We start from the raw sequence: 23169 nt of genomic DNA on the forward strand, positions 1-23169 counted from the left end.
TGTGGATATCGTGACGAGGCGCCTGTAAACAGCGCCGGCAAAAGGGATTTTTCCGATGGACGAGGGGGAAACAGAAGGGGCGGGGCCTGCCCGTCAGCCGGTGTTTCTCGTGCCGGGGGTCATTACCGCGCTTGTCGGGTTGATGTGGGCGATCCACCTCGGCGCGAGCTTGGTTCTTGATTCCGAAGGTCTCGCTAACCTGCGGATTTGGTTCGGTTTTATCCCGTTCCGGTTCACCGCGGCCGATCTGTTGCCAGGCGGCGCGTGGCCGCTTTTGTGGACCGGGTTCACGCACGCCTTCCTGCATGTCGATTTCATGCATCTTCTGATCAATTCCGCGTGGCTTGCCGTATTCGGAACCCCGGTTGCGCGGCGCTATGGAAATGGCGCGACGCTGGCTGTTTTTCTCCTTGGTGCATTGGCCGGAGCGCTGCTTAACGCCCTTCATCAGCTCCTCGACGTTAACCAATTCGTGGTGCTGATCGGAGCTTCGGGCGGGGTCTCCGCGCTCACCGGTGCGGCGCTGCGATTCATTTTTCAGCCGGTGATTGTGAAGCGCGATCCGGAGACGGGCGAACCGGTGGTTCTTGGGCGGCGCACGGCGACGTTCGCCGAACTGTTCCAGAATATCCGCAGCCGGGTGTTCATTATTTTCTGGCTGGGCGGAAACCTCGTCGTCGGCTTCGCGCCGCTCATAATGGGAGTCGACGTGCCGATCGCGTGGGATGCGCATATTGGCGGGTTCGTCGCGGGCCTATTGCTGCCGACGGTGTTCGACCGCCAGTTGCGGATGCGGGCCGAGAGGCGCTAGCCCCTATAAACGTCCTCGGGATCGAACAGCTTGGGCGTACCGGCATCAGCCAGCTTCGCGTCGCCGCCGTCGCGTTCGACGGTGCGGAAGAAGCACGATTTGCGGCCGGTATGGCAGGCGGCGCCGTGGCCGGTCTGGTTGACGACCAGGATGATCGCATCCTGATCGCAATCGGTGCGCATTTCGACGACTTGCTGGAGTTCGCCCGAGGTTGCGCCCTTTTTCCAGAGTTCTCCGCGCGAGCGCGACCAGTAGTGCGCGTGGCCGGTTTCCAGCGTTGCGGCGATCGCCTCGGCGTTCATATGGGCGACCATCAGCACATCTCGCGATTCGGCGTCCACGGTGACCGCCGTAACAAGACCTGCCGCGTCGAAGCGGGGGGCGAAGACGGAACCGGATTCGAGCTCCGCCTTGGTCAGCGTTTTAGGATCGGCAAACTGCATAGGAGGTTCGCCGCTACCGGCGTGCGACCATGGCGAAGAAGCGGTCCTGCTCCTGCCGGTCCTCGGCAAAAACGCCGGTAAACCGATGAGTGATGGTCGAGGAGCCGTGCTTTTTAACCCCGCGCATGGACATGCACATGTGCTCGGATTCGAGCATCACGGCAGCGCCACGCGGGTTGATGGCCTCGTTGATCGCGTCGATGATCTGGATGGTGAGGTGTTCCTGGGTCTGCAGGCGCCGCGCGAAGACGTCCGTGACGCGCGCGAGCTTGGAGAGACCCACAACCCCGTCATGGGGCAGGTAGGCGATATGCGCCTTGCCCACGAAGGGCACCATGTGGTGCTCGCAGTGCGAATAAAACGGGATGTCGCGGACGAGCACGATATCGTCATAGCCGCCTACGTCCGAGAAAGTCGTATCGAGAATCGCAGCGGCATCCTGCTCGTAGCCCGAGAAGAATTCGCCATAGGCCTCGACCACGCGGCGGGGGGTGTCGATCAATCCTTCGCGTAGCGGATTGTCGCCGGCCCACGCAATGAGGGTGCGCACGGCGGCCTCGGCCTCCTCGCGGGAAGGGCGGGGGACGACGGTTTCCGCGTCATTGGCGGAAACGATCTTGGGCTTGGCAGTCATGTCCATATTCTGGCGCATCCCTCTCGTACCGGCAGGCCGTTCATCGGCCATGTGCCGTGGGGTATCGGGCGGACTTTGGGTCTGGACCCTAATTACTTTTGCAGGTCCGGGCGACGCCCCTTATATAGGGCGGGAGTGGCCTCCGACAAGAAAACACATTGGCCGTAAACAGCGAACGAAGACATATTGTGCCCTAGAAGGGACGCATGGACAATGGACTTTTCCGACCTCTACAGCGCACGAATTCTTGAGATCGCCGGGAACGCCAGGCCGATGCCGCGTCTCGCCGCTCCGCAGGGAAGCGCGCGCAAGGTCTCGCGCGTTTGCGGCTCGGTGGTCGAAGTCGATCTTGCGCTCGAAAACGGCGCGGTTTCGGCCTACGGGGCGGATGTCAACGCCTGCGCACTCGGTCAGACCAGCGCGGCCATTGTCGCATCTCATATCCTGGGCTCGACACCGGACGAGTTGCGTGCCCTGCGCGAGCGGATGACCGCAATGCTCAAGACCGGCGGCGCGCCGCCCGAGGGAAAATGGGACGACCTCAAATATCTTGAACCGGTGCGCGGTTATCCCGCCCGGCACGCCTCGACGCTTCTGGTTTTCGAGGCGGTGGCCGAGGCGCTCGAGAAGGCCGGCGCATGATGACCCGGTTTTGGGCCGTCGTCGATTTCCCGTTCAAATGGGCGGCCTATCTTCTCATTCAGGCTTACCGCTATACGCTTTCGGCTCTGGTGGGCCGCGATTGCCGGCATTTGCCGACATGCTCGGAATTCACCCGCGATGCAATTTTGCGGCACGGCTTCTGGCCCGGCGGCTGGATGGGCGCGGCGCGCATCTGGCGGTGCCGGCCCGGCGGTACGCATGGTTACGATCCGGTGCCTGAGGCACTGCCGGGAAAAGCGCGGTGGTATTTGCCGTGGAGCTACGGACGCTGGCGGTAAAGGGGCTGGAAATCTTGCCCGTTCGTGCTAATCAACCCGCCTTGCGCGATCTGCGCAGCAACCCGCTCATTTCCGAGCAAACAGGAGATATGACGATGATTAAGGTGACGTTCCCCGACGGTGCAGTGCGTGAATACGCCAAAGGCACCACCGGGACCACCGTCGTCGAGGGTATCTCCAAGTCGCTGGCCAAGAAGACGGTCGCAATGCGCTGGAACGGTGTGCTCTCGGACCTGTCCGACCCGCTCGACCATGACGGCGCGCTCCAGTTTGTGCTGCGTGACGACGAGGCTGCGCTGGAACTGATCCGGCACGATGCCGCGCACGTTCTCGCCGAAGCTGTGCAGGAGCTCTGGCCCGGCACGCAAGTGACCATCGGCCCGGTTATCGAGAACGGGTTCTATTACGACTTCCACCGTGAAAGCCCGTTCACGGAAGACGAACTCCGCCAGATCGAAAAGAAGATGGAGGAGATTGTCGACCGGGGTGCGGCGTTCACCAAGGAGGTTTGGGACCGCGAGGACGCCAAGAAGGTCTTTGCCTCCAGGGGCGAGCACTTCAAGGTCGAGCTGATCGACGCCATCCCCGACGGAGAGGACGTCAAGATCTACAAGCAGGGCCAGTGGTTCGACCTCTGCCGCGGGCCGCATATGCGCTCGACCAAGGATGTCGGCAAGGCGTTCAAGCTCACCAAGGTGGCCGGCGCCTATTGGCGCGGGGATTCGAACAATCCCGTGCTCTCGCGCATCTATGGCACGGCATGGGCGACCAAGGAGCAACTCGATCAGTACCTCCACATGATCGAGGAGGCCGAAAAGCGCGATCACCGCAAGATCGGGCGCGAAATGGACCTCTTCCACTTCCAGGAAGAGGCCATGGGTTCCGTCTTCTGGCATCCGAAGGGCTTCCGCATGTGGCGCGAGCTCGAAGCCTATATCCGGCGTCAGCTCGATGCCGACGGCTATCAGGAAGTCAAGACGCCACAACTGCTGGACAACAAGCTCTGGGAGAAGTCGGGGCACTGGGGCAAGTTCCGCGAGAACATGTTCGTCGTGCCTGACGAAATCCCTTCGACGGACGACGACGAACCGGTCATCACCGGCGAAGCCAACCTGATGGCGCTCAAGCCAATGAACTGTCCGGCGCATGTCCAGATCTTCAAGCAAGGGATCAAGTCTTACCGCGATCTTCCTCTACGCATGGCGGAATTTGGCTGTTGTCATCGGAACGAGGCGCATGGTGCGCTGCACGGTCTGATGCGGGTGCGCCAGATGACGCAGGACGATGCCCACATCTTCTGCCGGGACGACCAGGTCACCGATGAAACCCGGAAGTTTCTCGCCTTGTTCTCTCGGGTCTATGCCGATATGGGCATGACGCAGATCGCCTATAAGCTCGCCACACGCCCCGATCAGCGGGCGGGGGACGATGTGACATGGGACCGTGCAGAAAAGGCTTTGGCCGATGCGCTCACGGCAGCGGGCCTTTCGTTCGATCTCGCCGAAGGCGAGGGGGCATTCTACGGGCCCAAGCTCGAATTCCATCTCACCGACGCGATCGGGCGGACGTGGCAGGCCGGGACCTTCCAGCTCGATTATGTGCTGCCCGAGCGGCTCGATGCGAGCTATGTCGGTGAGGATGGGGCTCGTCACCGTCCGGTCATGCTGCACCGCGCGGTATTCGGCACGTTCGAGCGGTTCCTCGGTCTTCTGATCGAGCACTACGCGGGCAAGGTGCCGCATTGGCTTGCGCCGACGCAGGTGGTGGTTGCGACCATCGTTTCGGATGCGGACGATTATGCGCGTGATCTGGTGCACCAACTCGAAGCGCGTGGCATCCGGGCGGAGCTCGATACCCGCAACGAATCGATCAGCTACAAGGTGCGCGAGCACTCGGTGGGCCGGGTGCCGTACATCTATGTGGTGGGGCGTCGCGAAGCCGAAGAAAAGACGGTGGCCATCCGCCAGCTTGGCAGCCAGGGCCAGACCGTCAAACCGCTGCACGAGGCTATCGAGACACTTGCCGACGAAGTGACCCCACCGGATGTGAAGCGCAAAGCCGCGGCTGCGGCCTGACGAATGGACCCGGTGATAAAATAAAGACCTGAGGGTGTCGCGCTGAATGCAATGTAGCGCGACACCCTCTATTGCCACGGATCGATGACATCGATTTCCGCTGCCATGAATGGGGCGGTGTCGCGCGTTGCGACGGCGTATTGGCGGTCGGCGGCGATGGCTGCGATTTGCCCATCGGCAAGGCCGATTGCCTTACCCTGAGCTTCTGCCCGTGCGGTAATCCGGGCGGACATTTCGGCTGCTGCGCGGTCAAATGGCAGGATGCGCGTGTCGAACAGCTTGCCCATCGTGAAGTCAAGAATCTGCCATAGCGCAGCTTTACGCTTGCCGTCCGGCAGGCGCTCAATTCTGTAACGCAGTTCGGCAACGCTTGTGGTGGTGATGAACAGCGATTGCGCGGTTTGCGCGTTGAGCCAGTCCCTGACGCTCGGATGCGGCTCAGCCCGCATGGCTTCCGAAATCACATTGGTGTCAAGAATAATCATTCAAACGTCGCCGGACGCAAGGTGTCGGGCTTGCGCTCGACCTTTGGAAAATCCTCACCCGTGCGCCGGGCAAACGCCGCAACAGCATCGCCCAGCTTCATGGAAGGCCTGGTGGCGTCTGCGATCATTTCCCGGACAACCGCTTCCGCGCTCGTTCCGCGCTCCGCGGCAAGAATCTTGAGGCGGCGGTGGACGTCGTCGGGGATGTTTCTGACGATCATGTTCGCCATAAGGGGCACTCCATATGATATCGAAATAAGTATATGATATCTATGCTATCATTCAAGGCTTCTGATATCGGCGTGCTTTGGCGCCTGTGACATAAAAGTAATCCCCGCCCTCAAAACCTCGCTTATTATGCTTCTCACGGACCCGCTTGATGGGCGCAGGCGCAACGCACGTTTGGGCGGGACCGGTCCGGGTCCGATGGGAGTCGTCCCAGCGGAGGTCCGAACGTCACCAGAGCCAGTCGCGGCAGCACCGCGGCATACCGGGGAAACCCGGAGGGGATTGGCCCTAGCCTGTTGCGGACGCCAAGCCAAAAATCCCGGGCGTATGCGGCGAGGCTCGCCTCGCATTTATATAATCAGTATGAGGCGCGTCTCGCCGCATACCGCTCACGCTGGAAAAAACCGGAACCGGGAGGTTGTCGGGTGTTTTGCCGCGCCTCAATAAACGGAAGTAAGAATTTCCACCTCGCGGGGGCCACCGGGGGTAACTTCGAATTCGCGGTTGTAGACGTTGTCGCCGAGCTTGGCGAAAGCCAGGTAGTCGCCTTCAGCCAGAACGGTTGCCGGAAACGCGCCGATGTCGGTGAAGATCGTATCGCCGTCTTGCGATTTGATCGTCCATTCGACGTCAGCAATCGCCTCGCCACCCTCTTCGGAGACAAGCTTGAGCGAGACCTGGGCGGCGTGATGATAGAGTGTCGCTTCGGTGATCTGGCCAGGTTCGACACGGATTTCCGTGCGGATAACGGCGTTCACCCCGCCGAAATGCGATTCGATGGTATAGATGCCGGCATTGAGGCGGACGAGCTCCCCCGGCGCGACGTTTTGCGCAACCTCGACGCGTCCGTTGGGGCCGGTCGAATAGATGTCGAAGCGCAAAAGCGCGTCGGGGATATCGACATCTCCGGAAATCATGGCGTCGAGCTGGAGTCCGCCGACCTCGAAGGTCATCGTGTGATTGTTGGGGCCGGGCTCGACGAACAGGGTGTCACTCGCCTGCGCGCGGCCATAGGCAAGGTGCAGCACGTATTCGCCAGGGGGCAGGGTGAAGCTTGCCGTTGCCTCCTCGGATTTAGCCACCATCGCCAACTCGCCGCTCGCATCGACACGGCTGTCGAAAACGCGCCAGACGAGACCATCGGGGATCAGCGGGCCGTCGTCCGATATCCGTGCCGAAAGCGTCACCGGCTGGGGTTCGGTGATATTCGCAATCGCTTGCGAGAACGGGCCGGTTTCCTCGGTCCCGAGTTCGGAAAGCGGCGGCTGGTAGGCGTCGGGGCCGCCTTCTCCGGTCAAAGGCTCGCCGCCGAACTCGGGTGGGCGCGGCGGCGGGACCGGCGCGGCCGTATCCCCGTCCGATTGCGCTATCGCCGGGCCGGCGAAGAGGGCTGCAAGGACCGGGACAATAAGCAGGGTAGGCCGCATCGGCAGGTCGAGCTCGCTTTCATTTCGGGGCGCGTCGGGCGCGATTCCTAATCTTGGATTGCGGAAAAGCTGTGTCATAAGGGGACGAATTGAGCAAGCAGCAAAGGATTCTAGATCAATGAGCGTTAATGCGGCCCTGCGCGAATATCTTTTGTCCCGCCGAACGGTAACGGCGCCGTTTCTGGCCGAGCCGGGGCCGAATGCGGACGAGCTTACAGAGATGCTCACCATTGCGAGCCGGATACCCGACCATGGCAAACTCGCGCCATGGCGGTTCATCGTGTTCGAGGGTGAGGCACGGCGGAAAGTTGGTGAAAAGCTCGCGCAAATCGCACGCAAGAACAATCCGGAGATTTCCGAGGGGCAACTTGAACTCGAACGTGGCCAATTTCTGCCTGCACCATTGACCGTCGGTGTTGTCAGCACGGCCGCGCCGCATGTCAAAATTCCTCAATTCGAGCAATTGCTGGCTGCGGGCAATGCCTGCTTCAACCTCTGCCATGCCGCCAATGCGCTCGGTTTCGGCGCACATTGGGTGACGCGCTGGTTCGCCTATGACGCCGAGGCGTCGGCAATGCTTGGCGCGAGGGAAGGTGAGCGCTTTGTCGGCTTCGTCCATATCGGGACGCCGCAGGCGCGGCTCGAAGAGCGCGACCGGCCCGATGTCGCCGCAATCACCTCGATATGGGAAGGTTAACCGCGAATTAACCCTGGTAGGATTTCATTAACTATAGATTTTGCACCGACTCGTTTGGGCCATGCCGTCATCCGTTGCCTCTATCCCGCCGCAGCTCGCCTACGCCATCGACAGGGCGGGGCAGCGTAATGGTGTGGATTTCGATTATCTGGTGCAGACCGCGATCCGCGAGAGCAGCCTCAATCCGAACGCAGAGGCTTCAACTTCATCGGCGACCGGGCTTTTCCAGTTTATCGAGAGCACCTGGCTCGAGGTGATGAAATATGAGGGGCCGCGGCTGGGTTATGCGGACCTTGCCGGTCATATCGAGGGCAAGGAAGGGGAGCTGTTCGTGCGTGACCCGGATATCCGCCGGCAGATCCTCGACCTGCGTCGCAACCCTGAGGTCGCCGCGGACATGGCTGCGGCATTCACCCGGCGGAACGGCGAATATCTGCAGCAGACATTCGGTCGGATGCCAAGCCCCGGGGAACTCTATATTGCCCATTTTCTCGGCGCACGGGGCGCCGAGCGGTTCTTCGAGGCCGGGCTTACGCAGCCCGATGCCATCGCGGCGGAGCTTTTCCCGCGTCCGGCTGCGGCGAACCGGGCGATCTTTTACGATAACGGCCGGCCACGCACGGTACGGGAGGTCTATCAGGCGCTTGTTGCGCGGCATAATGGGACCAACCTGCCCAGTGCGCAGTTCGCGGCTCAGCAATTGGCCAGTGTCGAGCCAATACCCTCGCGGTTCGAACGCGTGGGACCTGTGATGCCCGAGGGTGTTTCGTTCACCTCGCTGTTCAGCACGCAGGTCGACGGCGCCACCGGATCGCCGCTCAACACAGATACCCCCGACAGGGCCGGCCGGCCGCTCTTTTCGGGGCTCTATTCGGAAGAGTAATCTCCGTCCTCCCGTTCGCGTTTATAGTGAACCAATCCTTAAATCTTGAGGGTTAGTACTGATCCTATCAGTACCGGGGATGAGTATGGTCGCCTATCAGCGTTATGTTCAGTTGAGTCAGTCTTCCGACAGCGAGGAGCGGGGGCAGGCTGCGCATATTGCGGCCATGGCCTATCTGGGGCATCGTGGACCTGCCGACGAGCAGGCGGCGCTCTATGCGGCGTTGATGAATTTCCTCGACGACAGTTCAGTCAAGGTGCGGGCTGCTCTGGCCTACGGGCTTTTGCATTCCGAACATGCGCCGCGTCCGATCATGCTGGCGCTGGCGCAGGACGCGCCGGTGATTTCCCGCGCCGTCGTTCAATTCTCGCCGGTTCTCCTCGATGCCGATCTCATCGGTATCGTCCGCTCGGGCGATCCCGATATGCTCGCGGTGATGACGTTGCGCCCGGCCTTGAGCACCCGGGTGGCCCTCGCGCTGCTGCGGATCGATGACCCCGACCTGTGCATCCGCGTTCTGGCGCGAGAGGACATCGCCTTGCCCGAGGACGATCTGATGGTTCTCTCCGAGCGTTGGGGGGATGATGCGCCGACGCGGGGTGCGCTTTTGAAGCGTAAGGATTTACCCGGTCTCGCCCGGCATTATCTCGTGGGGCGCGTACGCGATGCCCTGATGGGGACCCGAATCGTCAAGGGTGCCATTCAGCCGCGCCGGCTCGAGCGATTGATGCGGGACGCCTGCGACACCGCGACGACCGCCATCGGCGAGCGAGAGGCCGGGCGGGGCAGGGTGCACTACACCAAGACGCTGATCGAGGCCGATCAGGTCAACGCGCGGCTGATGCTGCACGCGTTGGTTCACGGCCAAGTGCTGTTTTTCGCCGATTGCCTCGCTGAGCTTGCCGAGACGCCGCGTGCCAAGGTCTTCACGCTTCTCGACGGCGGCAGCCGCGCAGCGCTCAATGCGCTTTTTGCCCGCTGCGGGTTTTCAGCGCCGGTGCGAAACCTTTTGGCGCGCATGGTCTCGCATGCCCGGACGGCGGATCTCGCCGACGATCTGGCGGCGCGTCATTTCATCGTGTCGCTGTTGATCGAAGAACTGATCACCGAGCACGAGGGCGATATTCCGCATACGCTCCACGAGGCTTTTACTTATCTCAACGAGCAGAACATTGCACTCGCCCGTTCCGCCGCGCGTGGCGTGATGCCGGCTTTTGCGGCCGAAGTGCCCGACGCAGTGATGGTGCCGGACGACCAGCCGAACCGCCTCGCCCTGCCGGCCGCCTAGAGCATGTTTTGTCGCGTTTTCGAACCGGAAAAGTCTGTCAACTTTTCCTGAAAACGCTCTAATAGCGGAACTGCTCGACCAGTATCCGCTCGTCGAGGCTGTGGCCGGGGTCGAAAAGGAGCGCCACGGAATGCCGGCGGTCTTCGTAGACGTGGACGTCGCGGACATCTGCAAATTCCACATTGTCGGCCACCGCGCTCACCGGGCGCTTCTCGGCTTCGAGGGTGCGGAAGCGGATATTGGCGCGATTGGACAGAATCGCGCCGCGCCAACGCCGGGGGCGGAAGGGCGAGATGGGCGTCAGCGCGAGCAGGGGCGCCGTGATGGGCAGTATGGGGCCGTGGGCGGAGAGGTTGTAGGCCGTCGATCCCGCGGGGGTCGCGACGATGATGCCGTCACAGGTCAATTCGTCGAGCCGCACTTCGCCGTCGATCTTGATCTCGATCTTGGCGGCTTGGTAGGTCGAGCGGAACAGAGAGACTTCGTTGAGCGCGAGTGCAGTGGCCGTAGTTCCATCGGCCCTTGTGACCTCCATCTTGAGCGGGTGGATGGTGGTCGGCAGGGCTGCGCGCAGGCGAACATCGAGCGCGTCGGTCCTGAACTCGTTCATCAGGAAGCCAACTGAGCCGAAATTCATGCCGTAAACCGGGATACCCTTGTCCATCACGCGGTGGAGCGTTTCGAGCATCAGCCCGTCGCCGCCGAGTGCGACGATGATGCTCGCATCGCTGAGCGGTGCGTCGCCATGGCGTTCGGCGAGCGCATTGCGCGCTTCCTGGGCCTCGGGAGTGTTGGACGCAACGAAGGCGACCTTGCCATCGGTATAAAGTGCCAAGGCTTTTGCGCCTCCCGCCCAGCTATTCGTCGTCAAAGCCCGTTTAGCACGTGCGGCGCGGGCGCGCCAACGTGGAGTTTTCCAAACGGTACCGTACGCGTCGCCAAACCCGTGTGGCCGGCCGAAAGATATATGATATCTTCTAGGGATGAGCGCGTACGTCGATGGTGGCGGCGGTTGAGGGTGGTGCGGACTATTGGGCGAAGCTCGCCACCCAGACTGCCGGGCGCAATATGCCCGATATCGTCCAGACGGATTGCCGTTATCTCGATGAGTATGTCAGCCGTGGCGCGCAGGCCGCGACGCGCTGACCGAGCAAGAACCGTGTCCAAAAACGCCGCCGTATCTTTAATCCCCGCCGATCCGCCGCATTTTACCGGTGGGCGGGTGATGGATGTGGATCAGCTCAAGCGGCGGCCCCGGCGCGATGCCGAGAGGACCACTAACGATATTCTTCTGGCGGCGATGCACGAATTTTCCGAATATAGCGATACCGTTGCGCGCATCGACCGGATCGCACACAGGGCCAACGCGAACAAGGCGTTGATCTATTCGTATTTCGGCAACAAAGAGGGGCTTTACGAGCAGGCGCTGCGCGAAGCGTATGTGCAGATACGCTCGGGCGGGCGCGAACTCGATCTCGAAGCGTTGCCGCCGCCGAGTAGCCGGCATACCCCTTGCAAGCGTGCGGGCCCGGTGGTAGCTAGCGCTGTGCTGCCGGTATAGCTCAGTTGGTAGAGCATCTGATTTGTAATCAGAGGGTCGCGGGTTCAAGTCCTGCTGCCGGCACCAAAAATCCACTTTTATGCTGGCGAATTATTACGAGCGGCACTCCTCGGCGTCCGCGCGCGCGGTGGTTGCCGTCATCGGTGCGAAGTGATCGCGGTCGAGGGCGGTTAGAGCCTTCATCATCAGCCCCCGGTAAATCGGTTCGCCGGCATCGGCGGTCAGGATGATTTGCGGTACGCCATTGATTCTGCCCGTGAGCGAGGCCAGCGTTGCCTCCTCGAAGGCGGGGCGCATGAGGTCGAATGCCGCTGTGCCCGGACCTAGCAGGACGATGTGGGAAATCTCGACAACCGACATGAGTCTGTTGATCCCGAAGCCCAGTGCACTGCCTGCGTTGTTGAAAGCGTAGATGGCGCTCCGGTCGCCGGCGCGGGCTCTGGCGATGATCTGCTGGTAATCGCTGGGCGGCACGGCGCTGGCCGGCGTGGTATGCTCGGGTACCGAATAGGCGGAGCGCAACACCCCGTAGTCGGCAGCGTAGGCCTCGATGCAGCCGCGTGCGCCGCACCGGCACAATGCACCGTCGGGCATATGGTTCATGTGGCCGAATTCGGTGCCGATATCGGCGGGCAGGGGGCCCTCGCTGGGAAACGAGAGCCCCATCCCGATCGTCGCACCGATGAAGATGGTTGCGTATGTCGCGTGCACCAGTGCGGGATGCAGCCAGCGCGTGCCGTCCGCCATCAGATGGCCACGCTTGTAAAGATGAGCGGGGACCCCGTAGGATTCAGTGATGGGACCGAGCAGGTCGACGCCAGCAAGGGCCGGGATCGGTGACCATTTGAGTCCGCGCCGCATCGGGTCGAGCATCCCCTGAACGGAAATTGCAACGATACCGAGCCTCTCCATCGCAATCCCATTGCGCCGGCCCATGGCCGCTATTTTCTCAAGCAGATAGGCATCCGGTTGCTGGAGATGGAACTGGTCGGGCACGAGCGGTGTTTCGAGGCGATCGACGAGTACACCGCCATAATCAAGCATCGAGAGACGGCATCGATTGACGTCGAGCTCGATCAGGATGGCGTAGGCGGCACCGCGGTTGTGCCCAAGGCCGATGGCCGGGCGGCCGCGTCCCTTGGATTCCTGTTGGGCGTCTTCGATTTCGCTCAATATGCCCTGCGCGACGAGGTCGGAGCCGATGGCCGAGAGGGACGCGTTGGACAGTCCGGTCAAGGTGGCGATATGGCTACGGGACATCGGCCCCTCGCGCCGGATGACATCAAGCACCCGCTCACGATTGGTCCGCCGGATCATTTCGGTGTCCGCAACGCCTCGCGCCACGGGCGCTCCTCCCATCTTTTCTGCCGGCCCTCGGCAGTCAAAGCACGTATTTGTTCAAGTGTCAGAAAAATCAACGTTGACACAGTGGGAGCTACGTGCCAATTATTTTTTCGGGTATTGAAATAAATGCCCGGCGAGCGAATGGTTCCCTGGGAGCGTTCGCTCTTGGAGGCTAATTTCCAACAGTGAGCTATATGCGGGCACCATTCGCGTGCTCGCGGGAGGAGAAACATGAAAAATCTGGCTGCGGTCCTGCTCGGCACGACCGTTCTGTTCAGTGCAGGGGGGGTTGCCTTTGCGCAGGATGACATCACTGTCGGTGTGTCCTGGTCGAACTTCCAGGAAGAACGCTGGAAGACGGACGAGGCGGCTATTAAGGCCCGGCTTGAAGAGCTTGGAGCCAGCTATATCTCGGCCGACGCCCAGTCTTCGCCGGCCAAGCAGCTGACCGACATTGAGAGCCTGATCGCCCAGGGGGCGGACGCGCTGATCGTGCTCGCGCAGGATTCCGATGCAATCGGTCCGGCCGTTTCTGCTGCAGTTGCCGAGGGGATTCCGGTGGTCGGATACGACCGTCTCATTGAGAACCCTGACGTCTTCTACCTGACGTTCGACAACAAGGGCGTTGGCCGGCTTCAGGCGCAAGCGATCTACGAGGTCCAGCCGACTGGCAACTACGTCTTCATCAAGGGTTCCGCCGCCGATCCGAACGCGGATTTCCTTTTTGAAGGTCAGATGGAGGTGCTCCAGTCCGCAATCGAATCCGGCGACATCGTCAATGTTGGCGAGGCCTATACCGATGGCTGGCTTCCCTCCAATGCTCAGGCGAATATGGAGCAGTTCCTGACCGCCAACAACAACGAGGTCGATGCTGTCGTGGCGTCGAATGACGGTACTGCGGGCGGCGTTGTCGCCGCTTTGGCCGCGCAGGGGCTCGATGGTTCGGTGCCGGTTTCCGGCCAGGATGGCGATCACGCTGCGCTCAACCGTATCGCACTCGGAACGCAGACGGTTTCGGTCTGGAAGGACGCACGCGATCTCGGCTCGACGGCTGCATCGATTGCTGTTGAATTGGCAAAGGGTGCCGAGCTTTCCGACATTGCCGGCTCGGAAACCTTCTCGGATGGTCCGAACGGCGTTGAGATGACGTCGCTTCTGCTTGATCCCGTTCCGATCACGCAGGACAACCTCGACGTCGTCATTGACGCGGGCTGGGTCAGCAAGGACGTGGTATGCCAAGGCGTTGAAGCTGGCACCGTTGCGGCCTGCGATTAATCCGTTACCATTGAAAAAATAGGGGATGCCGCGGCTGTGACCGCGGCATCTGCCTTATGTCCGCCGGCGTATCCGGCTGACATCAACTCCTCGGGGGAGGTTTCAGAATGGCCGAGAACGACGCCATTTCCGCTACGCGCAACACCGTCGGGGTGTCCGGCGGCAATCCAATTGCACGCTTTGTGCAGGCAACCGAGCTCGATACGCGTCTCCTGGGCATGGTGGGCGCGCTCGTTCTGATCTGGGTCGGCTTTCACGTCTTGTCCGGCGGGCTGTTCATTACGCCACGCAATCTCTGGAACCTTTCGGTACAGACGGCCTCGATTGCGGTTATGGCGACCGGCATGGTGCTGGTGATCGTTACGCGCAATATCGACTTGTCGGTCGGGTCCATGCTCGGCTTCGTTGGCATGATCATGGGTGTCACCCAGGTGGAAATTCTACCGGACATTCTGGGTCTCGGTCATCCCTTGACATGGGTGATCACGCTCGCCGTCGGTATCGCCCTCGGCGTGTTGATCGGCGGCGTTCAAGGTACGATCATCGCCTACTTGCGAGTGCCCGCTTTCATCGTGACACTTGGCGGCATGCTGATCTGGCGCGGTGCGGCGTGGTGGGTGACGTCGGGCCGTACCGTGGCGCCCCTCGATCGGACGTTCCAGCTTATAGGGGGCGGCCCCAGCGGCGCCGTCGGCGCATTTGCGAGCTGGGCCATCGCGGCGGTCGCGTGCGTTGGGATCATCGTCTACCTCTATTATGCGCGCAGACAACGGCACCGCTTCAACTTCCCACTGCGGCCCGTCTGGGCGGAGATTACGCTTGCGGTGCTCGGGTGCGGCTTGGCAATTGCCACCGTAGCAGTCTTCAACGCCTATCCCTGGCCGGTCAGAATTGCCGAGCGCTATGCTGAAGCGAACAATCTTCCGGTTCCCGACGGCGGGCTGTTCATCTCCCACGGTATCGCGATACCGGTTCTGATCGCGGTGGGGATCGGGATCGTCATGACCTTCGTGTCCACCAGAACCCGGTTCGGCCGATACGTTTTCGCAATGGGCGGCAACCCGGAAGCGGCGGAACTCGCGGGCATCAACACTAGGTGGGTGACGGTCAAAATCTTCATGATCATGGGGGCGCTTGTTGCCATATCCGCGTCGATCGCGACTGCGCGCCTCAACGCATCCACCAATGCATTGGGGCAACTCGACGAGCTCTACGTGATTGCCGCGGCAGTGATCGGCGGCACGTCGCTGGGTGGCGGCGTTGGAACGATCGTTGGAGCCATGCTGGGCGCGCTCGTCATGCAGTCGCTGCAGTCGGGCATGGTGTTGATGGGGCTCGACAGCCCGCTACAGGCGATTGTCGTGGGGCTCGTGCTCGTCTTTGCCGTTTGGCTCGACACCCTCTATCGCAACCGGGCGCAGTAAAGGTTTGCCGAATATGACACAAGCAGCAGCAGTAGCAGAAACGGCGGCGGAAACCCCGCTCGTCGAACTTCGCGACATCTCGATTGCGTTCGGTGGTATCCATGCGGTGGAGCAGGCCTCGATCGACCTTTACCCTGGTGAGGTCGTGGGGCTCCTGGGACACAACGGTGCCGGCAAGTCGACGCTCATCAAGATCCTCTCGGGCGCCTATAAGCGCGATTCCGGAACGATTTTGATCGACGGCGAAGAAGCGACCATCAACAACCCGCGTGACGCCAAGGCCTACGGCATCGAGACGATCTATCAGACCCTCGCGGTCGCCGATAACGTCGATGCCGCGGCCAATCTGTTCCTCGGGCGCGAGCTGACAACCTCCATCGGCACACTCGACGACGTCGCGATGGAAGCCAAGGCGCGCGAAGTGATGGGGCGGCTCAACCCCAATTTCCGGCGCTTCAAGGAGCCCGTAAAGGCGCTCTCGGGCGGGCAAAGGCAATCGGTTGCCATTGCGCGGGCGATCCTGTTCAATGCCCGTATCCTCATCATGGACGAGCCGACGGCAGCGCTTGGGCCTCAGGAAACCAAGCAGGTGGGTGATCTCATCACGCAGCTCAAATCCGAGGGCATCGGTATCTTCCTTATCAGCCACGACATTCACGACGTGTTCGATCTCGCCGACCGCGTGTGCGTCATGAAGAACGGCCAGGTTGTCGGCACGGCAAAGACGAGCGACGTCACCAAGGATGAAGTGCTCGGCATGATCATCCTGGGCAAGTGCCCGCCGGGTGCCGTACCCGGGCCTGGAGCGATGCGGGAGTAGCACCGCGGGCGTCTCGCGATTGGTGAGGATTGCGGCGCAAGCCGCAAGGCGGGCGCGCACGGCACAAGCTGCGCGCGTCCAGCATTTGGTCCGCCATTTCCTTCCCATTCGTGAGGTTTATCGCCATGCAAAAGGCCAATGCCACACCGCCAAAAGGCGGTGTTCCGGGCGCGTATGCGGCGTCCGACATGCTCTTCGTCATCACAGGCGGTCCCGGCGCCGGCAAGACGACGCTGCTCGACGCGGCGGCCAATATGGGGATTGCCACAGTTCCCGAGACCGGCCGTGCCGTCACGCAATTGCAGGTGGAGATCGGCGGGCGGGCCGTCCATTGGGACGACCGGGCCACTTATGCCGAACTCATGCTCGACCGGGATATCCAGAACCACCAGAAGTATGCGGGCAGGGGCGCAACAACGCTGTTCGACCGCGGTGTTCCCGATCTGATCGGATATGCGCGCCTTTGTGAACTGGAAACGACTGACCATATCTTCAAGGCAGCGAGGCTGTTCCGCTACAATGCGAATGTTTTTGCGGCACCACCCTGGCGGGAGATTTACATCAATGATGCCGAGCGCAAGCAGAACTGGGCCGAGGCTGTGAAAACCTATGAGGTCATTGCGCGCGCCTATGAAGATTTGGGATATAGACTGATCGAGTTGCCCCGAGCGCCGGTTGCAGACCGGCTGGCGTTCATATGCGAGGTCATGACCGTTGAGCGATAGCAAAGCGCCACAAATTCTCGTCGATGCCGATGCCTGTCCTGTGAAGGCAGAGATCGCGCGTGTCGCCGAGCGGCATCAGCTTTCGGTGGTTTATGTCGCCAATTTCGGACTGCGGCCTTCGCGTGATCCGATGGTCACCAACGTCATGGTGCCCCAAGGGGCGGATGCGGCGGACGACTGGATCGTCGACCATGTTCGGGACAATGACGTGGTCGTCACCGCCGATATCCCGCTCGCGAGCCGTGTGCTGGAAAAGGGCGCGCATGTTCTGGGGCCGACCGGAGAGCCGTTCACCGATCATTCAATCGGCGTCGCGCTGGCCATGCGCGAACTCAAGCAGCACCTGCGCGAGGTGGGCGAGCATAATGGGCACAATCCCGCCTTCACCCAGAAGGACCGCGCGAACTTCCTGCAGAAATTCGATGAGACGGTTTTCCGGGCCAAGCGGCTGGTCAACCGCGCGAGCGCCAGCCGATCCAGGTAACGGATCGTTAAGTATAAATTCGGACCGGCAAAACACGTTGTTAACCATAATCGTCAACATTGAGCAGATCTTTTATTTGGTTTGTTCGATGAGGGTGATGTGCGCAAGCTCTGGGTTGTTCTTCTCGTTCCGGCGCTTGCCGCGGGGTGCGCCAAGGCCCCTCCGACCGGGCCGCAATTGACCGCCTATGCCCAGAATGCCGATCCATTGATCACCTCCGCCATTACGGTAGACCTTGTTGAGGAGGTCGCGGACGTGCCGCAGTCCATGCCGCCACATATCCCGTCAGGTCCGCTCGCTGGCCGGGTTTTGAGCGTGGCCAGCAATGCCGAGCTCGAGTTGGAGCCTGGGGAGGTCGTTTTGACATTCGACGACGGCCCACGGCCGGGAAAGACCGAGGTCATTCTCGATACACTCGATGCGTTCGGGGTGCGCGCGACTTTTCTCATGCTTGGTGAAGCGGTGGAGCGGCATCCCGATCTGGTTCGGGCCGTTGCGCAGCGTGGGCATACCATCGGTACGCATACGTTCAGCCATACGGATCTCGCGACGTTGAGCCTGAGCGCCGCGATGGGCGAAATGCAGTCCGGCTACGACGCCGTTGCTGCCGCGCTGGATGATATCGGCCAAATGCCGTCACGATTTTTCCGGTTTCCTTATCTTTCCCAGACCGGGCTCATACGGGCCAGCGCCATCGAGAGCGATTTCATCGTTTTAGACGTGGATGTCGATTCCAAGGACTACTACAAGGATACCTCGGACGACGTCCTCGAACGCACTCTGTCGCGGCTCGATGTGCAGGGGCAGGGGATTGTTCTGTTCCACGATATTCATGCACGCACGGTCGCGATGCTCCCGGCGTTTCTCAATGCGCTCAGCGCGCGTGGGTATTCGGTGGTGACGCTGCGCTCGGCGCCTTCGAGCGTCTTCGACAACGAACTTGTTACAGCCGGACTGCCGGGCGATATTGAACCGCTATAGCCGCCCGGCCGTTGCGGCGAACAGGGCGATTGCGGCTGCGTTGGAGACGTTGAGCGACTTGATTGGACCCGGCATATCGAGCCGGACCATTTCATCGCAGAGTGAACGGGTTTTTTGACGAAGCCCCTTGCCTTCGGCTCCCAGCACGATGGCAAGTTTCTGTCCGGCAGGCCGTGACTTCAAAAGGCCTTCGGCTTCCGAATCGAAACCGAGGCATAAGAGGCCCTTTTCCTTCAGGGTTTCGAGCGTTTCGCCGAGGTTGCGCACTTCGACGAGCGGGATGAGGTCCAGCGCGCCGGAGGCGGATTTCGCGAGCACGCCGGTTTCGCGGGGCGCGTAGCGAGCGGTGGTGATCACAGCGTCAGCGCCGAAAGCGCAAGCGGTCCTGAGGATCGCGCCGACATTGTGGGGGTCCGTGACCTGGTCGAGCGCGATCACGAGATCGAGCTTTTCAACATCCGTAAGCCGGAGACGATCCACCGGGTCGACCTCGAGCGCGACACCCTGATGCACGGCATCGGTGCCAAGCAGCGCATCGAGTTCGCGCGGCGTTTTCTCCTCGATCGGAAGACTGGGTATCGGGCCGTTCTCGCGCAGGCGGTTTAGCGCGTTGGGCGTTGCCAGGAGTGTACGCTTTTTTCGACGTGCGTTGTCGAGGGCCGCGCGCACGGTGTGCAGGCCGTAGAGGTAGACGGGGCCGGAATCGAGATCTGCCGTTGGACGCTTTTTGGGCGGAAACTTGTTTTTGCTCATCGCTCTTTTTGCTGGTCGCGCTTTTGAACGTAAAAGTGGTCCTCACTTTTACTGGAAGCCCTTCAACCGGTAGCGGTTTCATCCGATTGCGGCAAGCGTGAACCGCTTTTGAGAAAAGCGTCAAAATTCCTTGCCGATAGCAGTTGACACAAACGATCCGGGCCAGCATAAACCGGGCCGTGATGCGCGCCGGGAACGGAGCGGATCATCACATCGCTTCGCCGATTTGACGATTGGGGAGGGGTGGGAGAGTGGTTAAATCCATCAGACTGTAAATCTGACGCCTTAGGCTACGCTGGTTCGAATCCAGCCCCCTCCACCACCAATCGTCCTTGCCGTCCGGGCCGATCCGGGGCAATGTCTCAAACGAACGGCGATTCACCCTCGGGCGGGTGTAGCTCAATGGTAGAGCAGAAGCCTTCCAAGCTTAAGACGAGGGTTCGATTCCCTTCACCCGCTCCATTTTCTTCTCCGTATACTCAGCTCTAGGCACCTGATAATACTCGTATAAATGCTGTTCATGGCCTTGCGGCCGCGCATGCTGCACCCTAAGTTGTGCAACAAGATGTGCAATTTTTGTGATATTTGAGGCTTGGGCATGCCCCGTAAACGGCATCATGACCGCTTTCTGCAAAGGCGGGGCGACCGCTGGCAATATGTCCGTCGCGTGCCGGGATCGGTGGCTGACCTGGATAGCCGCTCACCGCTGATCCGCAAGTCCCTCAAGACGCATGATCTGGCTGTCGCCCGTGTGATGCGGAACGCGCTGGAGCGTGCCGATGATGAGTTGTGGGCGTCGCTTTTGCTCGAAGAGAACCTCGATGCCGCTCAGGCCCGCTATCGCAGGGCGGTGAAGCGGGCTGAGGCGCTCGGCTTTCGCTACCGCACCGTGCACGACCTCGCCGCGAACGGGAGCTGGGACGAGATTTCCGAACGCATGGAGGCGATCTCGCAACCCGGAGTCGGGAAAGCCGAAGCCGATGCCGTTCTGGGCGTTGTGGAGGAGCCCGCGGTTCTCCTGAGCAAGGCGCTCGAGGTGTGCACGACGACGGTCTGGGCCAAGGACCTCAAGACGAAGAGCGCGCAGCAGCTACGCAAGTGGAAGGCAATTCCCAGCCGGGCGGTAGCGCGGTTCAAATCGGTGGTGGGCGACAAGCCCATCGCCGAGATCACCCGTGAGGATGCCCAGACGTTCTACAAATATTGGCTCGAGCGGATTGCCCCGCCGGAGCAGGGGAAGGCGCCGACCCATACGCCCAATTCCGGCAATCGCGAGATCGGGGAGTTGCGCAAGATCTATCGCGACTACTTTGCCTGGATGAACCAGCCTGACCGCCTTAATCCCTTCGCCGGGTTGCATTTCTCCGATACTGGATCGAAGAAACGTCCCTCATTCGAGACCAGATGGATCACGGAAAAACTGTTGAAGGTCGATGCGCTGGCGGGAATGAACGCCGAAGCGCGGGGCATCATGCTCGCTGTGGCCGAGACAGGAGCGCGGCCCTCGGAAATCTGCAATCTGTTGCCCGAGCACATCCTTGTCGATGCCGAAGTCCCGCACATCGTGATCGATATGCGGGACGATCCCGAGATGCCGAGAGAGTTGAAGACAGCGCACTCGCGCAGGGAGATTCCGCTGGTGGGGATGGCGCTCGACGTTTTCAAGCACTTTCCGAAAGGATTTCCCCGCTATTTCGAGCGAGAGGAAGCGGCCAGCGCGGCGATCAATAAGTTCCTGCGCGAGAACGGCTTGCTGCCGACGGAAAAGCACACCTTCTACAGTCTGCGTCACAGTTTTGAAGACCGGCTCAAGGAGGCCAACATCGATCTGGAGATGCGCCAGATCCTGATGGGGCACCGGCGCAGCCGCACCGAATATGGGATGGGCGGTTCGCTTGCGTGGCGGCGCACACTTATGGAACGCGTTGCCCTCGCTTATGACAAGGGCATTATTTGACGAAGGCAAGCGACTTGCCGCTGTTCTGGCAGCTCTGCACAATCCTGCTGTTGCGGCAGACGATCATCAGGAAGCGCTTGTCAGCGGCATCGAGGGCGGCGTTGTCGGGTGCGGCGAGTTGCCAGAGCTGCGCCAGTGTCAATGCGGCGGGGTGTTCGGGGGCGACCAAGCGGAGTCTCCGCGGAAGGGGAGAGGTGAACTGGACCGCCGGCAGGCGAGCGTTGCGCTCCAGCATCCGCTTGCGCATGGCGAGGGCTTCCCGCGCTTGCAGGCTCTCCTTTTCCAGACGTTCGATCAGCGGCTGATAGACCATCCAGTTTTCATCCGCCTGGGCCATCAGCTCGGCGAGCCTGTCGAGATAGGCTTCGCAGCGGTCCACGGTCCGGGGCTTTGGGGAACGGCGTTTTGTCACGGCGTTGAGGAAGATATCCGATAGGATTTCGCGTTTGAAAAATGGTCGTTCAGATTGTCGAAAAGCACAAACGTATTCTTGTAGAAGAAATCGGCGAGGAGGCGTGGAGCGGGCCAATTGTTCGCACAGCGTTTGGTTTGCTTGCGTGGTTTGTGTGGGGTCTACAGTTGGAATGGATATCCAACCCCCAGAGTGCCGTCGCTATCCGCGATCCGTCGGTTGCACTTGCTGCAGATTTTCGACGGTTTCGTCCACCCAGCTCAGGGTTTTATAGGCAGCCACATTGGTCAGGTAATCGTCTTCGATCTCGGCGAGTTCGGCGGCCTTGGCGCGAACGCCGGCCAGCATTTTTAGGGTCGTCCGAAAGTGTTTCTGCGCTTCGTCAAGGAGCAGTTGCCGCTTCCGCGCCTCTGCCTGCAGACGATGTGCCGCGGCTGTTAGATCGCTGCGCTGCGCCTCGTTCTGTGCCCGGATTGCGCGGGCGTGCTTGAGTTCTTGCTGCAGTGCGATTTCCCGCTGCTTTTGACGCTCAGCATACTCCTGATGCGTGAGGTGTTCGCGCTGGGTTTGGGCCTTTGGTCGGCCTCTTTTAAGTCCCCAGTTCGACATCGCGTCGGCGAACCAGTCCTGGAGTTCGGCAAGTCGCGTTTGGGCTTCGTACTTGTCATCGCCTGCAAAAACCTGTCGATACGACACCGTGAGCACGCATGTATACTTGGTCTTTTTGGCGTAGACGGGAACTACAACAACGTCCATGTGCGGTGAACTCTCATCCAGATCCAGCCGCGCCAGTGCGATCTGGTCGGGGTAGCGCTCCTGAAACGCGCGTAGAACGTCTTCGGCCCAAGCATGTGCCTTTTTGATGTCGAGCCCGCCGCCGTCATCGGCAAAGAATTCGGGAGTTGCCGAGACCAGGAAATGTGCCGCGAGAGTGGCGCCCTTTCTCCGCCGTGCCCCCAGCCGCGCTACGGTGGCGTCTATGGCGGCATTCCAATCGGGCGGTGCATCGACCGGATCGGGCGTCCAATGCCGGTTCAAATGCGTCCTGTTGCGGTCATAGTGAGTCCCTCGATCCGCGCGTTTGCCATGCATCGTCATGCAGACCGCGTCCGCGCGTGATTTGATCTTTTGGACTCTCAGGATGGCGAACACGACCCATCTCCCCGTCAACTGAACCTGGGCGGAGTTTCGGGGATATTCATGCAAGGAACAAACATGACTGAAGGGCGAGCGCAAGAATCGGGAACCCATTTCCCGATTTTTGCATATGCGGATGTATCATATTGTCGTGTGCCAGACCGATATGTGCGATCGCCTGGCCGATGCGCTGGAAAACAAAAAAGCGCGCCCCGGAGGACGCGCCTTATTTGGTGCTGTCTTAGCTTGTTAACAGCCAGACCGCGTTTTCTGAACTGCTAGGCAGTGGCAGATTATTTGCACCCACCCACAGGAAACGCAAGAGAAAATTCGTTTACCTTGGTTGTTGGCGCATCCAAACTGTTGTTTGACAACCATGCGAAG

Annotated in this window: 26 protein-coding genes and 3 tRNA genes; 19 read left to right on the plus strand and 10 right to left on the minus strand. The window is 60.9% G+C overall.

The window, feature by feature from the left end:
- Positions 1-55 precede the first annotated feature (55 nt).
- Complete coding sequence (locus tag LG281_RS00635) at positions 56-811, plus strand: rhomboid family intramembrane serine protease (RefSeq protein WP_404403366.1); 756 nt, start codon at positions 56-58, stop codon at positions 809-811.
- On the opposite strand, the gene hisI is transcribed toward LG281_RS00635, so the two are convergent.
- Positions 808-1254, minus strand: a complete 447-nt coding sequence (hisI, locus tag LG281_RS00640) for a phosphoribosyl-AMP cyclohydrolase (RefSeq protein ID WP_404403368.1) — start codon at positions 1252-1254, stop codon at positions 808-810. The two genes, LG281_RS00635 and hisI, sit on opposite strands and share 4 nt — an antisense overlap.
- Before the next feature lie 13 nt (positions 1255-1267).
- Positions 1268-1894, minus strand: coding sequence for a GTP cyclohydrolase I FolE (gene folE / locus LG281_RS00645; protein ID WP_404403370.1), 627 nt, complete (start codon positions 1892-1894; stop codon positions 1268-1270).
- A 207-nt stretch (positions 1895-2101) separates the two neighbouring features.
- Between folE and LG281_RS00650 the strand changes: the two genes are divergently transcribed.
- The 3 genes from LG281_RS00650 (at position 2102) to thrS (ending at position 4904) form a co-directional block, all read left to right on the plus strand.
- Positions 2102-2530, plus strand: coding sequence for an iron-sulfur cluster assembly scaffold protein (locus tag LG281_RS00650; RefSeq protein ID WP_404403372.1), 429 nt, complete (start codon positions 2102-2104; stop codon positions 2528-2530).
- Entirely contained in the window at positions 2527-2829 is a 303-nt protein-coding gene (gene yidD / locus LG281_RS00655) for a membrane protein insertion efficiency factor YidD (protein ID WP_404403374.1), read from the plus strand. The genes LG281_RS00650 and yidD overlap by 4 nt, the downstream gene beginning before the upstream one ends.
- Before the next feature lie 95 nt (positions 2830-2924).
- Positions 2925-4904, plus strand: a complete 1980-nt coding sequence (gene thrS / locus LG281_RS00660) for a threonine--tRNA ligase (RefSeq protein WP_404403376.1) — start codon at positions 2925-2927, stop codon at positions 4902-4904.
- A gap of 68 nt (positions 4905-4972) precedes the next feature.
- Here the strand turns inward: thrS and LG281_RS00665 are convergent, their stop codons facing one another.
- From LG281_RS00665 to LG281_RS00675, 3 genes are all read right to left on the minus strand, one after another.
- Complete coding sequence (locus LG281_RS00665) at positions 4973-5389, minus strand: type II toxin-antitoxin system VapC family toxin (protein ID WP_404403378.1); 417 nt, start codon at positions 5387-5389, stop codon at positions 4973-4975.
- On the minus strand, positions 5386-5619 hold the full coding sequence (locus tag LG281_RS00670) for a FitA-like ribbon-helix-helix domain-containing protein (protein ID WP_404403380.1): 234 nt from the start codon (positions 5617-5619) through the stop codon (positions 5386-5388). The genes LG281_RS00665 and LG281_RS00670 overlap by 4 nt, the downstream gene beginning before the upstream one ends.
- Positions 5620-6057: 438 nt before the next feature.
- Complete coding sequence (locus LG281_RS00675) at positions 6058-7044, minus strand: hypothetical protein (protein WP_404403382.1); 987 nt, start codon at positions 7042-7044, stop codon at positions 6058-6060.
- Between the two features lie 118 nt (positions 7045-7162).
- Here LG281_RS00675 and LG281_RS00680 point away from each other — a divergent pair, with 118 nt between their 5' ends.
- The 3 genes from LG281_RS00680 (at position 7163) to LG281_RS00690 (ending at position 9912) form a co-directional block, all read left to right on the plus strand.
- Complete coding sequence (locus LG281_RS00680; protein WP_404403384.1) at positions 7163-7741, plus strand: nitroreductase; 579 nt, start codon at positions 7163-7165, stop codon at positions 7739-7741.
- 61 nt (positions 7742-7802) lie between these two features.
- On the plus strand, positions 7803-8624 hold the full coding sequence (locus tag LG281_RS00685) for a transglycosylase SLT domain-containing protein (RefSeq protein ID WP_404403386.1): 822 nt from the start codon (positions 7803-7805) through the stop codon (positions 8622-8624).
- Positions 8625-8709: 85 nt separating this feature from the next.
- Positions 8710-9912, plus strand: a complete 1203-nt coding sequence (locus LG281_RS00690; RefSeq protein ID WP_404403388.1) for a DUF2336 domain-containing protein — start codon at positions 8710-8712, stop codon at positions 9910-9912.
- Between the two features lie 58 nt (positions 9913-9970).
- On the opposite strand, the gene LG281_RS00695 is transcribed toward LG281_RS00690, so the two are convergent.
- Positions 9971-10747: an NAD kinase gene (locus LG281_RS00695; protein WP_404403390.1), complete on the minus strand. Its 777-nt coding sequence runs from the start codon at positions 10745-10747 to the stop codon at positions 9971-9973.
- 164 nt (positions 10748-10911) lie between these two features.
- On the opposite strand from LG281_RS00695, the gene LG281_RS00700 reads away from it, so the two are divergent.
- From LG281_RS00700 to LG281_RS00710, 3 genes are all read left to right on the plus strand, one after another.
- Entirely contained in the window at positions 10912-11058 is a 147-nt protein-coding gene (locus LG281_RS00700; RefSeq protein WP_404403392.1) for a hypothetical protein, read from the plus strand.
- Positions 11059-11071: 13 nt separating this feature from the next.
- Positions 11072-11473: a TetR/AcrR family transcriptional regulator gene (locus tag LG281_RS00705; protein WP_404403394.1), complete on the plus strand. Its 402-nt coding sequence runs from the start codon at positions 11072-11074 to the stop codon at positions 11471-11473.
- Positions 11464-11539, plus strand: a tRNA-Thr gene (locus tag LG281_RS00710). The genes LG281_RS00705 and LG281_RS00710 overlap by 10 nt, the downstream gene beginning before the upstream one ends.
- A gap of 27 nt (positions 11540-11566) precedes the next feature.
- Here the strand turns inward: LG281_RS00710 and LG281_RS00715 are convergent.
- The gene (locus LG281_RS00715) at positions 11567-12817 is read right to left on the minus strand and encodes an ROK family protein (RefSeq protein WP_404403396.1); all 1251 of its coding nucleotides are present in this window, start codon (positions 12815-12817) and stop codon (positions 11567-11569) included.
- A gap of 231 nt (positions 12818-13048) precedes the next feature.
- On the opposite strand from LG281_RS00715, the gene xylF reads away from it, so the two are divergent.
- The 6 genes from xylF to LG281_RS00745 all read left to right on the plus strand — a co-directional run bounded on the left by xylF (position 13049) and on the right by LG281_RS00745 (position 18526).
- On the plus strand, positions 13049-14092 hold the full coding sequence (gene xylF / locus LG281_RS00720) for a D-xylose ABC transporter substrate-binding protein (RefSeq protein WP_404403398.1): 1044 nt from the start codon (positions 13049-13051) through the stop codon (positions 14090-14092).
- A 107-nt stretch (positions 14093-14199) separates the two neighbouring features.
- Complete coding sequence (locus tag LG281_RS00725) at positions 14200-15516, plus strand: sugar ABC transporter permease (protein ID WP_404403400.1); 1317 nt, start codon at positions 14200-14202, stop codon at positions 15514-15516.
- A gap of 13 nt (positions 15517-15529) precedes the next feature.
- Entirely contained in the window at positions 15530-16336 is an 807-nt protein-coding gene (locus tag LG281_RS00730; RefSeq protein WP_404403402.1) for an ATP-binding cassette domain-containing protein, read from the plus strand.
- A gap of 125 nt (positions 16337-16461) precedes the next feature.
- A complete protein-coding gene (locus LG281_RS00735; RefSeq protein WP_404403404.1) occupies positions 16462-17061 on the plus strand; it encodes an AAA family ATPase in 600 nt (199 codons plus the stop codon).
- Positions 17051-17545, plus strand: coding sequence for a YaiI/YqxD family protein (locus tag LG281_RS00740; protein ID WP_404403406.1), 495 nt, complete (start codon positions 17051-17053; stop codon positions 17543-17545). Before LG281_RS00735 ends, LG281_RS00740 begins: the two co-directional genes overlap by 11 nt.
- Positions 17546-17644: 99 nt before the next feature.
- Entirely contained in the window at positions 17645-18526 is an 882-nt protein-coding gene (locus tag LG281_RS00745) for a polysaccharide deacetylase family protein (protein ID WP_404403408.1), read from the plus strand.
- Here LG281_RS00745 and rlmB read toward each other — a convergent pair.
- The gene (gene rlmB / locus LG281_RS00750) at positions 18521-19279 is read right to left on the minus strand and encodes a 23S rRNA (guanosine(2251)-2'-O)-methyltransferase RlmB (RefSeq protein ID WP_404403410.1); all 759 of its coding nucleotides are present in this window, start codon (positions 19277-19279) and stop codon (positions 18521-18523) included. The genes LG281_RS00745 and rlmB overlap by 6 nt on opposite strands.
- Positions 19280-19516: 237 nt before the next feature.
- On the opposite strand from rlmB, the gene LG281_RS00755 reads away from it, so the two are divergent.
- The 3 genes from LG281_RS00755 (at position 19517) to LG281_RS00765 (ending at position 21236) form a co-directional block, all read left to right on the plus strand.
- Positions 19517-19601, plus strand: a tRNA-Tyr gene (locus tag LG281_RS00755).
- Between the two features lie 66 nt (positions 19602-19667).
- Positions 19668-19741: transfer RNA gene (locus LG281_RS00760), tRNA-Gly, on the plus strand.
- Between the two features lie 136 nt (positions 19742-19877).
- Positions 19878-21236, plus strand: a complete 1359-nt coding sequence (locus LG281_RS00765; protein WP_404403412.1) for a tyrosine-type recombinase/integrase — start codon at positions 19878-19880, stop codon at positions 21234-21236.
- On the opposite strand, the gene LG281_RS00770 is transcribed toward LG281_RS00765, so the two are convergent.
- The gene (locus tag LG281_RS00770) at positions 21229-21648 is read right to left on the minus strand and encodes a hypothetical protein (protein ID WP_404403414.1); all 420 of its coding nucleotides are present in this window, start codon (positions 21646-21648) and stop codon (positions 21229-21231) included. The genes LG281_RS00765 and LG281_RS00770 overlap by 8 nt on opposite strands.
- 201 nt (positions 21649-21849) lie before the next feature.
- Positions 21850-22800 carry a MobV family relaxase gene (gene mobV / locus LG281_RS00775; protein ID WP_404403415.1) on the minus strand — a complete coding sequence of 317 codons (951 nt, stop codon included), beginning with the start codon at positions 22798-22800 and terminating at the stop codon, positions 21850-21852.
- Positions 22801-23169: the final 369 nt, after the last annotated feature.

The sequence above is a fragment of the Pelagibacterium halotolerans genome (assembly GCF_044811015.1).
Lineage (GTDB): Bacteria > Pseudomonadota > Alphaproteobacteria > Rhizobiales > Devosiaceae > Pelagibacterium > Pelagibacterium halotolerans_A.

What these genes read in the sequence shown, in the direction of transcription:
- LG281_RS00700 (WP_404403392.1), top strand. Translation starts at nt 10,912, where the DNA reads ATGGTGGCGGCGGTTGAGGGTGGTGCGGACTATTGGGCGAAGCTCGCC.
- LG281_RS00690 (WP_404403388.1), top strand. Translation starts at nt 8,710, where the DNA reads ATGGTCGCCTATCAGCGTTATGTTCAGTTGAGTCAGTCTTCCGACAGC.
- LG281_RS00635 (WP_404403366.1), top strand. Translation starts at nt 56, where the DNA reads ATGGACGAGGGGGAAACAGAAGGGGCGGGGCCTGCCCGTCAGCCGGTG.
- LG281_RS00730 (WP_404403402.1), top strand. Translation starts at nt 15,530, where the DNA reads ATGACACAAGCAGCAGCAGTAGCAGAAACGGCGGCGGAAACCCCGCTC.
- LG281_RS00735 (WP_404403404.1), top strand. Translation starts at nt 16,462, where the DNA reads ATGCAAAAGGCCAATGCCACACCGCCAAAAGGCGGTGTTCCGGGCGCG.
- LG281_RS00680 (WP_404403384.1), top strand. Translation starts at nt 7,163, where the DNA reads ATGAGCGTTAATGCGGCCCTGCGCGAATATCTTTTGTCCCGCCGAACG.
- yidD (WP_404403374.1), top strand. Translation starts at nt 2,527, where the DNA reads ATGATGACCCGGTTTTGGGCCGTCGTCGATTTCCCGTTCAAATGGGCG.
- xylF (WP_404403398.1), top strand. Translation starts at nt 13,049, where the DNA reads ATGAAAAATCTGGCTGCGGTCCTGCTCGGCACGACCGTTCTGTTCAGT.
- LG281_RS00685 (WP_404403386.1), top strand. Translation starts at nt 7,803, where the DNA reads ATGCCGTCATCCGTTGCCTCTATCCCGCCGCAGCTCGCCTACGCCATC.
- LG281_RS00650 (WP_404403372.1), top strand. Translation starts at nt 2,102, where the DNA reads ATGGACTTTTCCGACCTCTACAGCGCACGAATTCTTGAGATCGCCGGG.
- LG281_RS00670 (WP_404403380.1), bottom strand. Translation starts at nt 5,619, where the DNA reads ATGGCGAACATGATCGTCAGAAACATCCCCGACGACGTCCACCGCCGC.
- folE (WP_404403370.1), bottom strand. Translation starts at nt 1,894, where the DNA reads ATGGACATGACTGCCAAGCCCAAGATCGTTTCCGCCAATGACGCGGAA.
- rlmB (WP_404403410.1), bottom strand. Translation starts at nt 19,279, where the DNA reads ATGAGCAAAAACAAGTTTCCGCCCAAAAAGCGTCCAACGGCAGATCTC.
- thrS (WP_404403376.1), top strand. Translation starts at nt 2,925, where the DNA reads ATGATTAAGGTGACGTTCCCCGACGGTGCAGTGCGTGAATACGCCAAA.
- LG281_RS00765 (WP_404403412.1), top strand. Translation starts at nt 19,878, where the DNA reads ATGCCCCGTAAACGGCATCATGACCGCTTTCTGCAAAGGCGGGGCGAC.
- hisI (WP_404403368.1), bottom strand. Translation starts at nt 1,254, where the DNA reads ATGCAGTTTGCCGATCCTAAAACGCTGACCAAGGCGGAGCTCGAATCC.
- LG281_RS00665 (WP_404403378.1), bottom strand. Translation starts at nt 5,389, where the DNA reads ATGATTATTCTTGACACCAATGTGATTTCGGAAGCCATGCGGGCTGAG.
- LG281_RS00675 (WP_404403382.1), bottom strand. Translation starts at nt 7,044, where the DNA reads ATGCGGCCTACCCTGCTTATTGTCCCGGTCCTTGCAGCCCTCTTCGCC.
- LG281_RS00725 (WP_404403400.1), top strand. Translation starts at nt 14,200, where the DNA reads ATGGCCGAGAACGACGCCATTTCCGCTACGCGCAACACCGTCGGGGTG.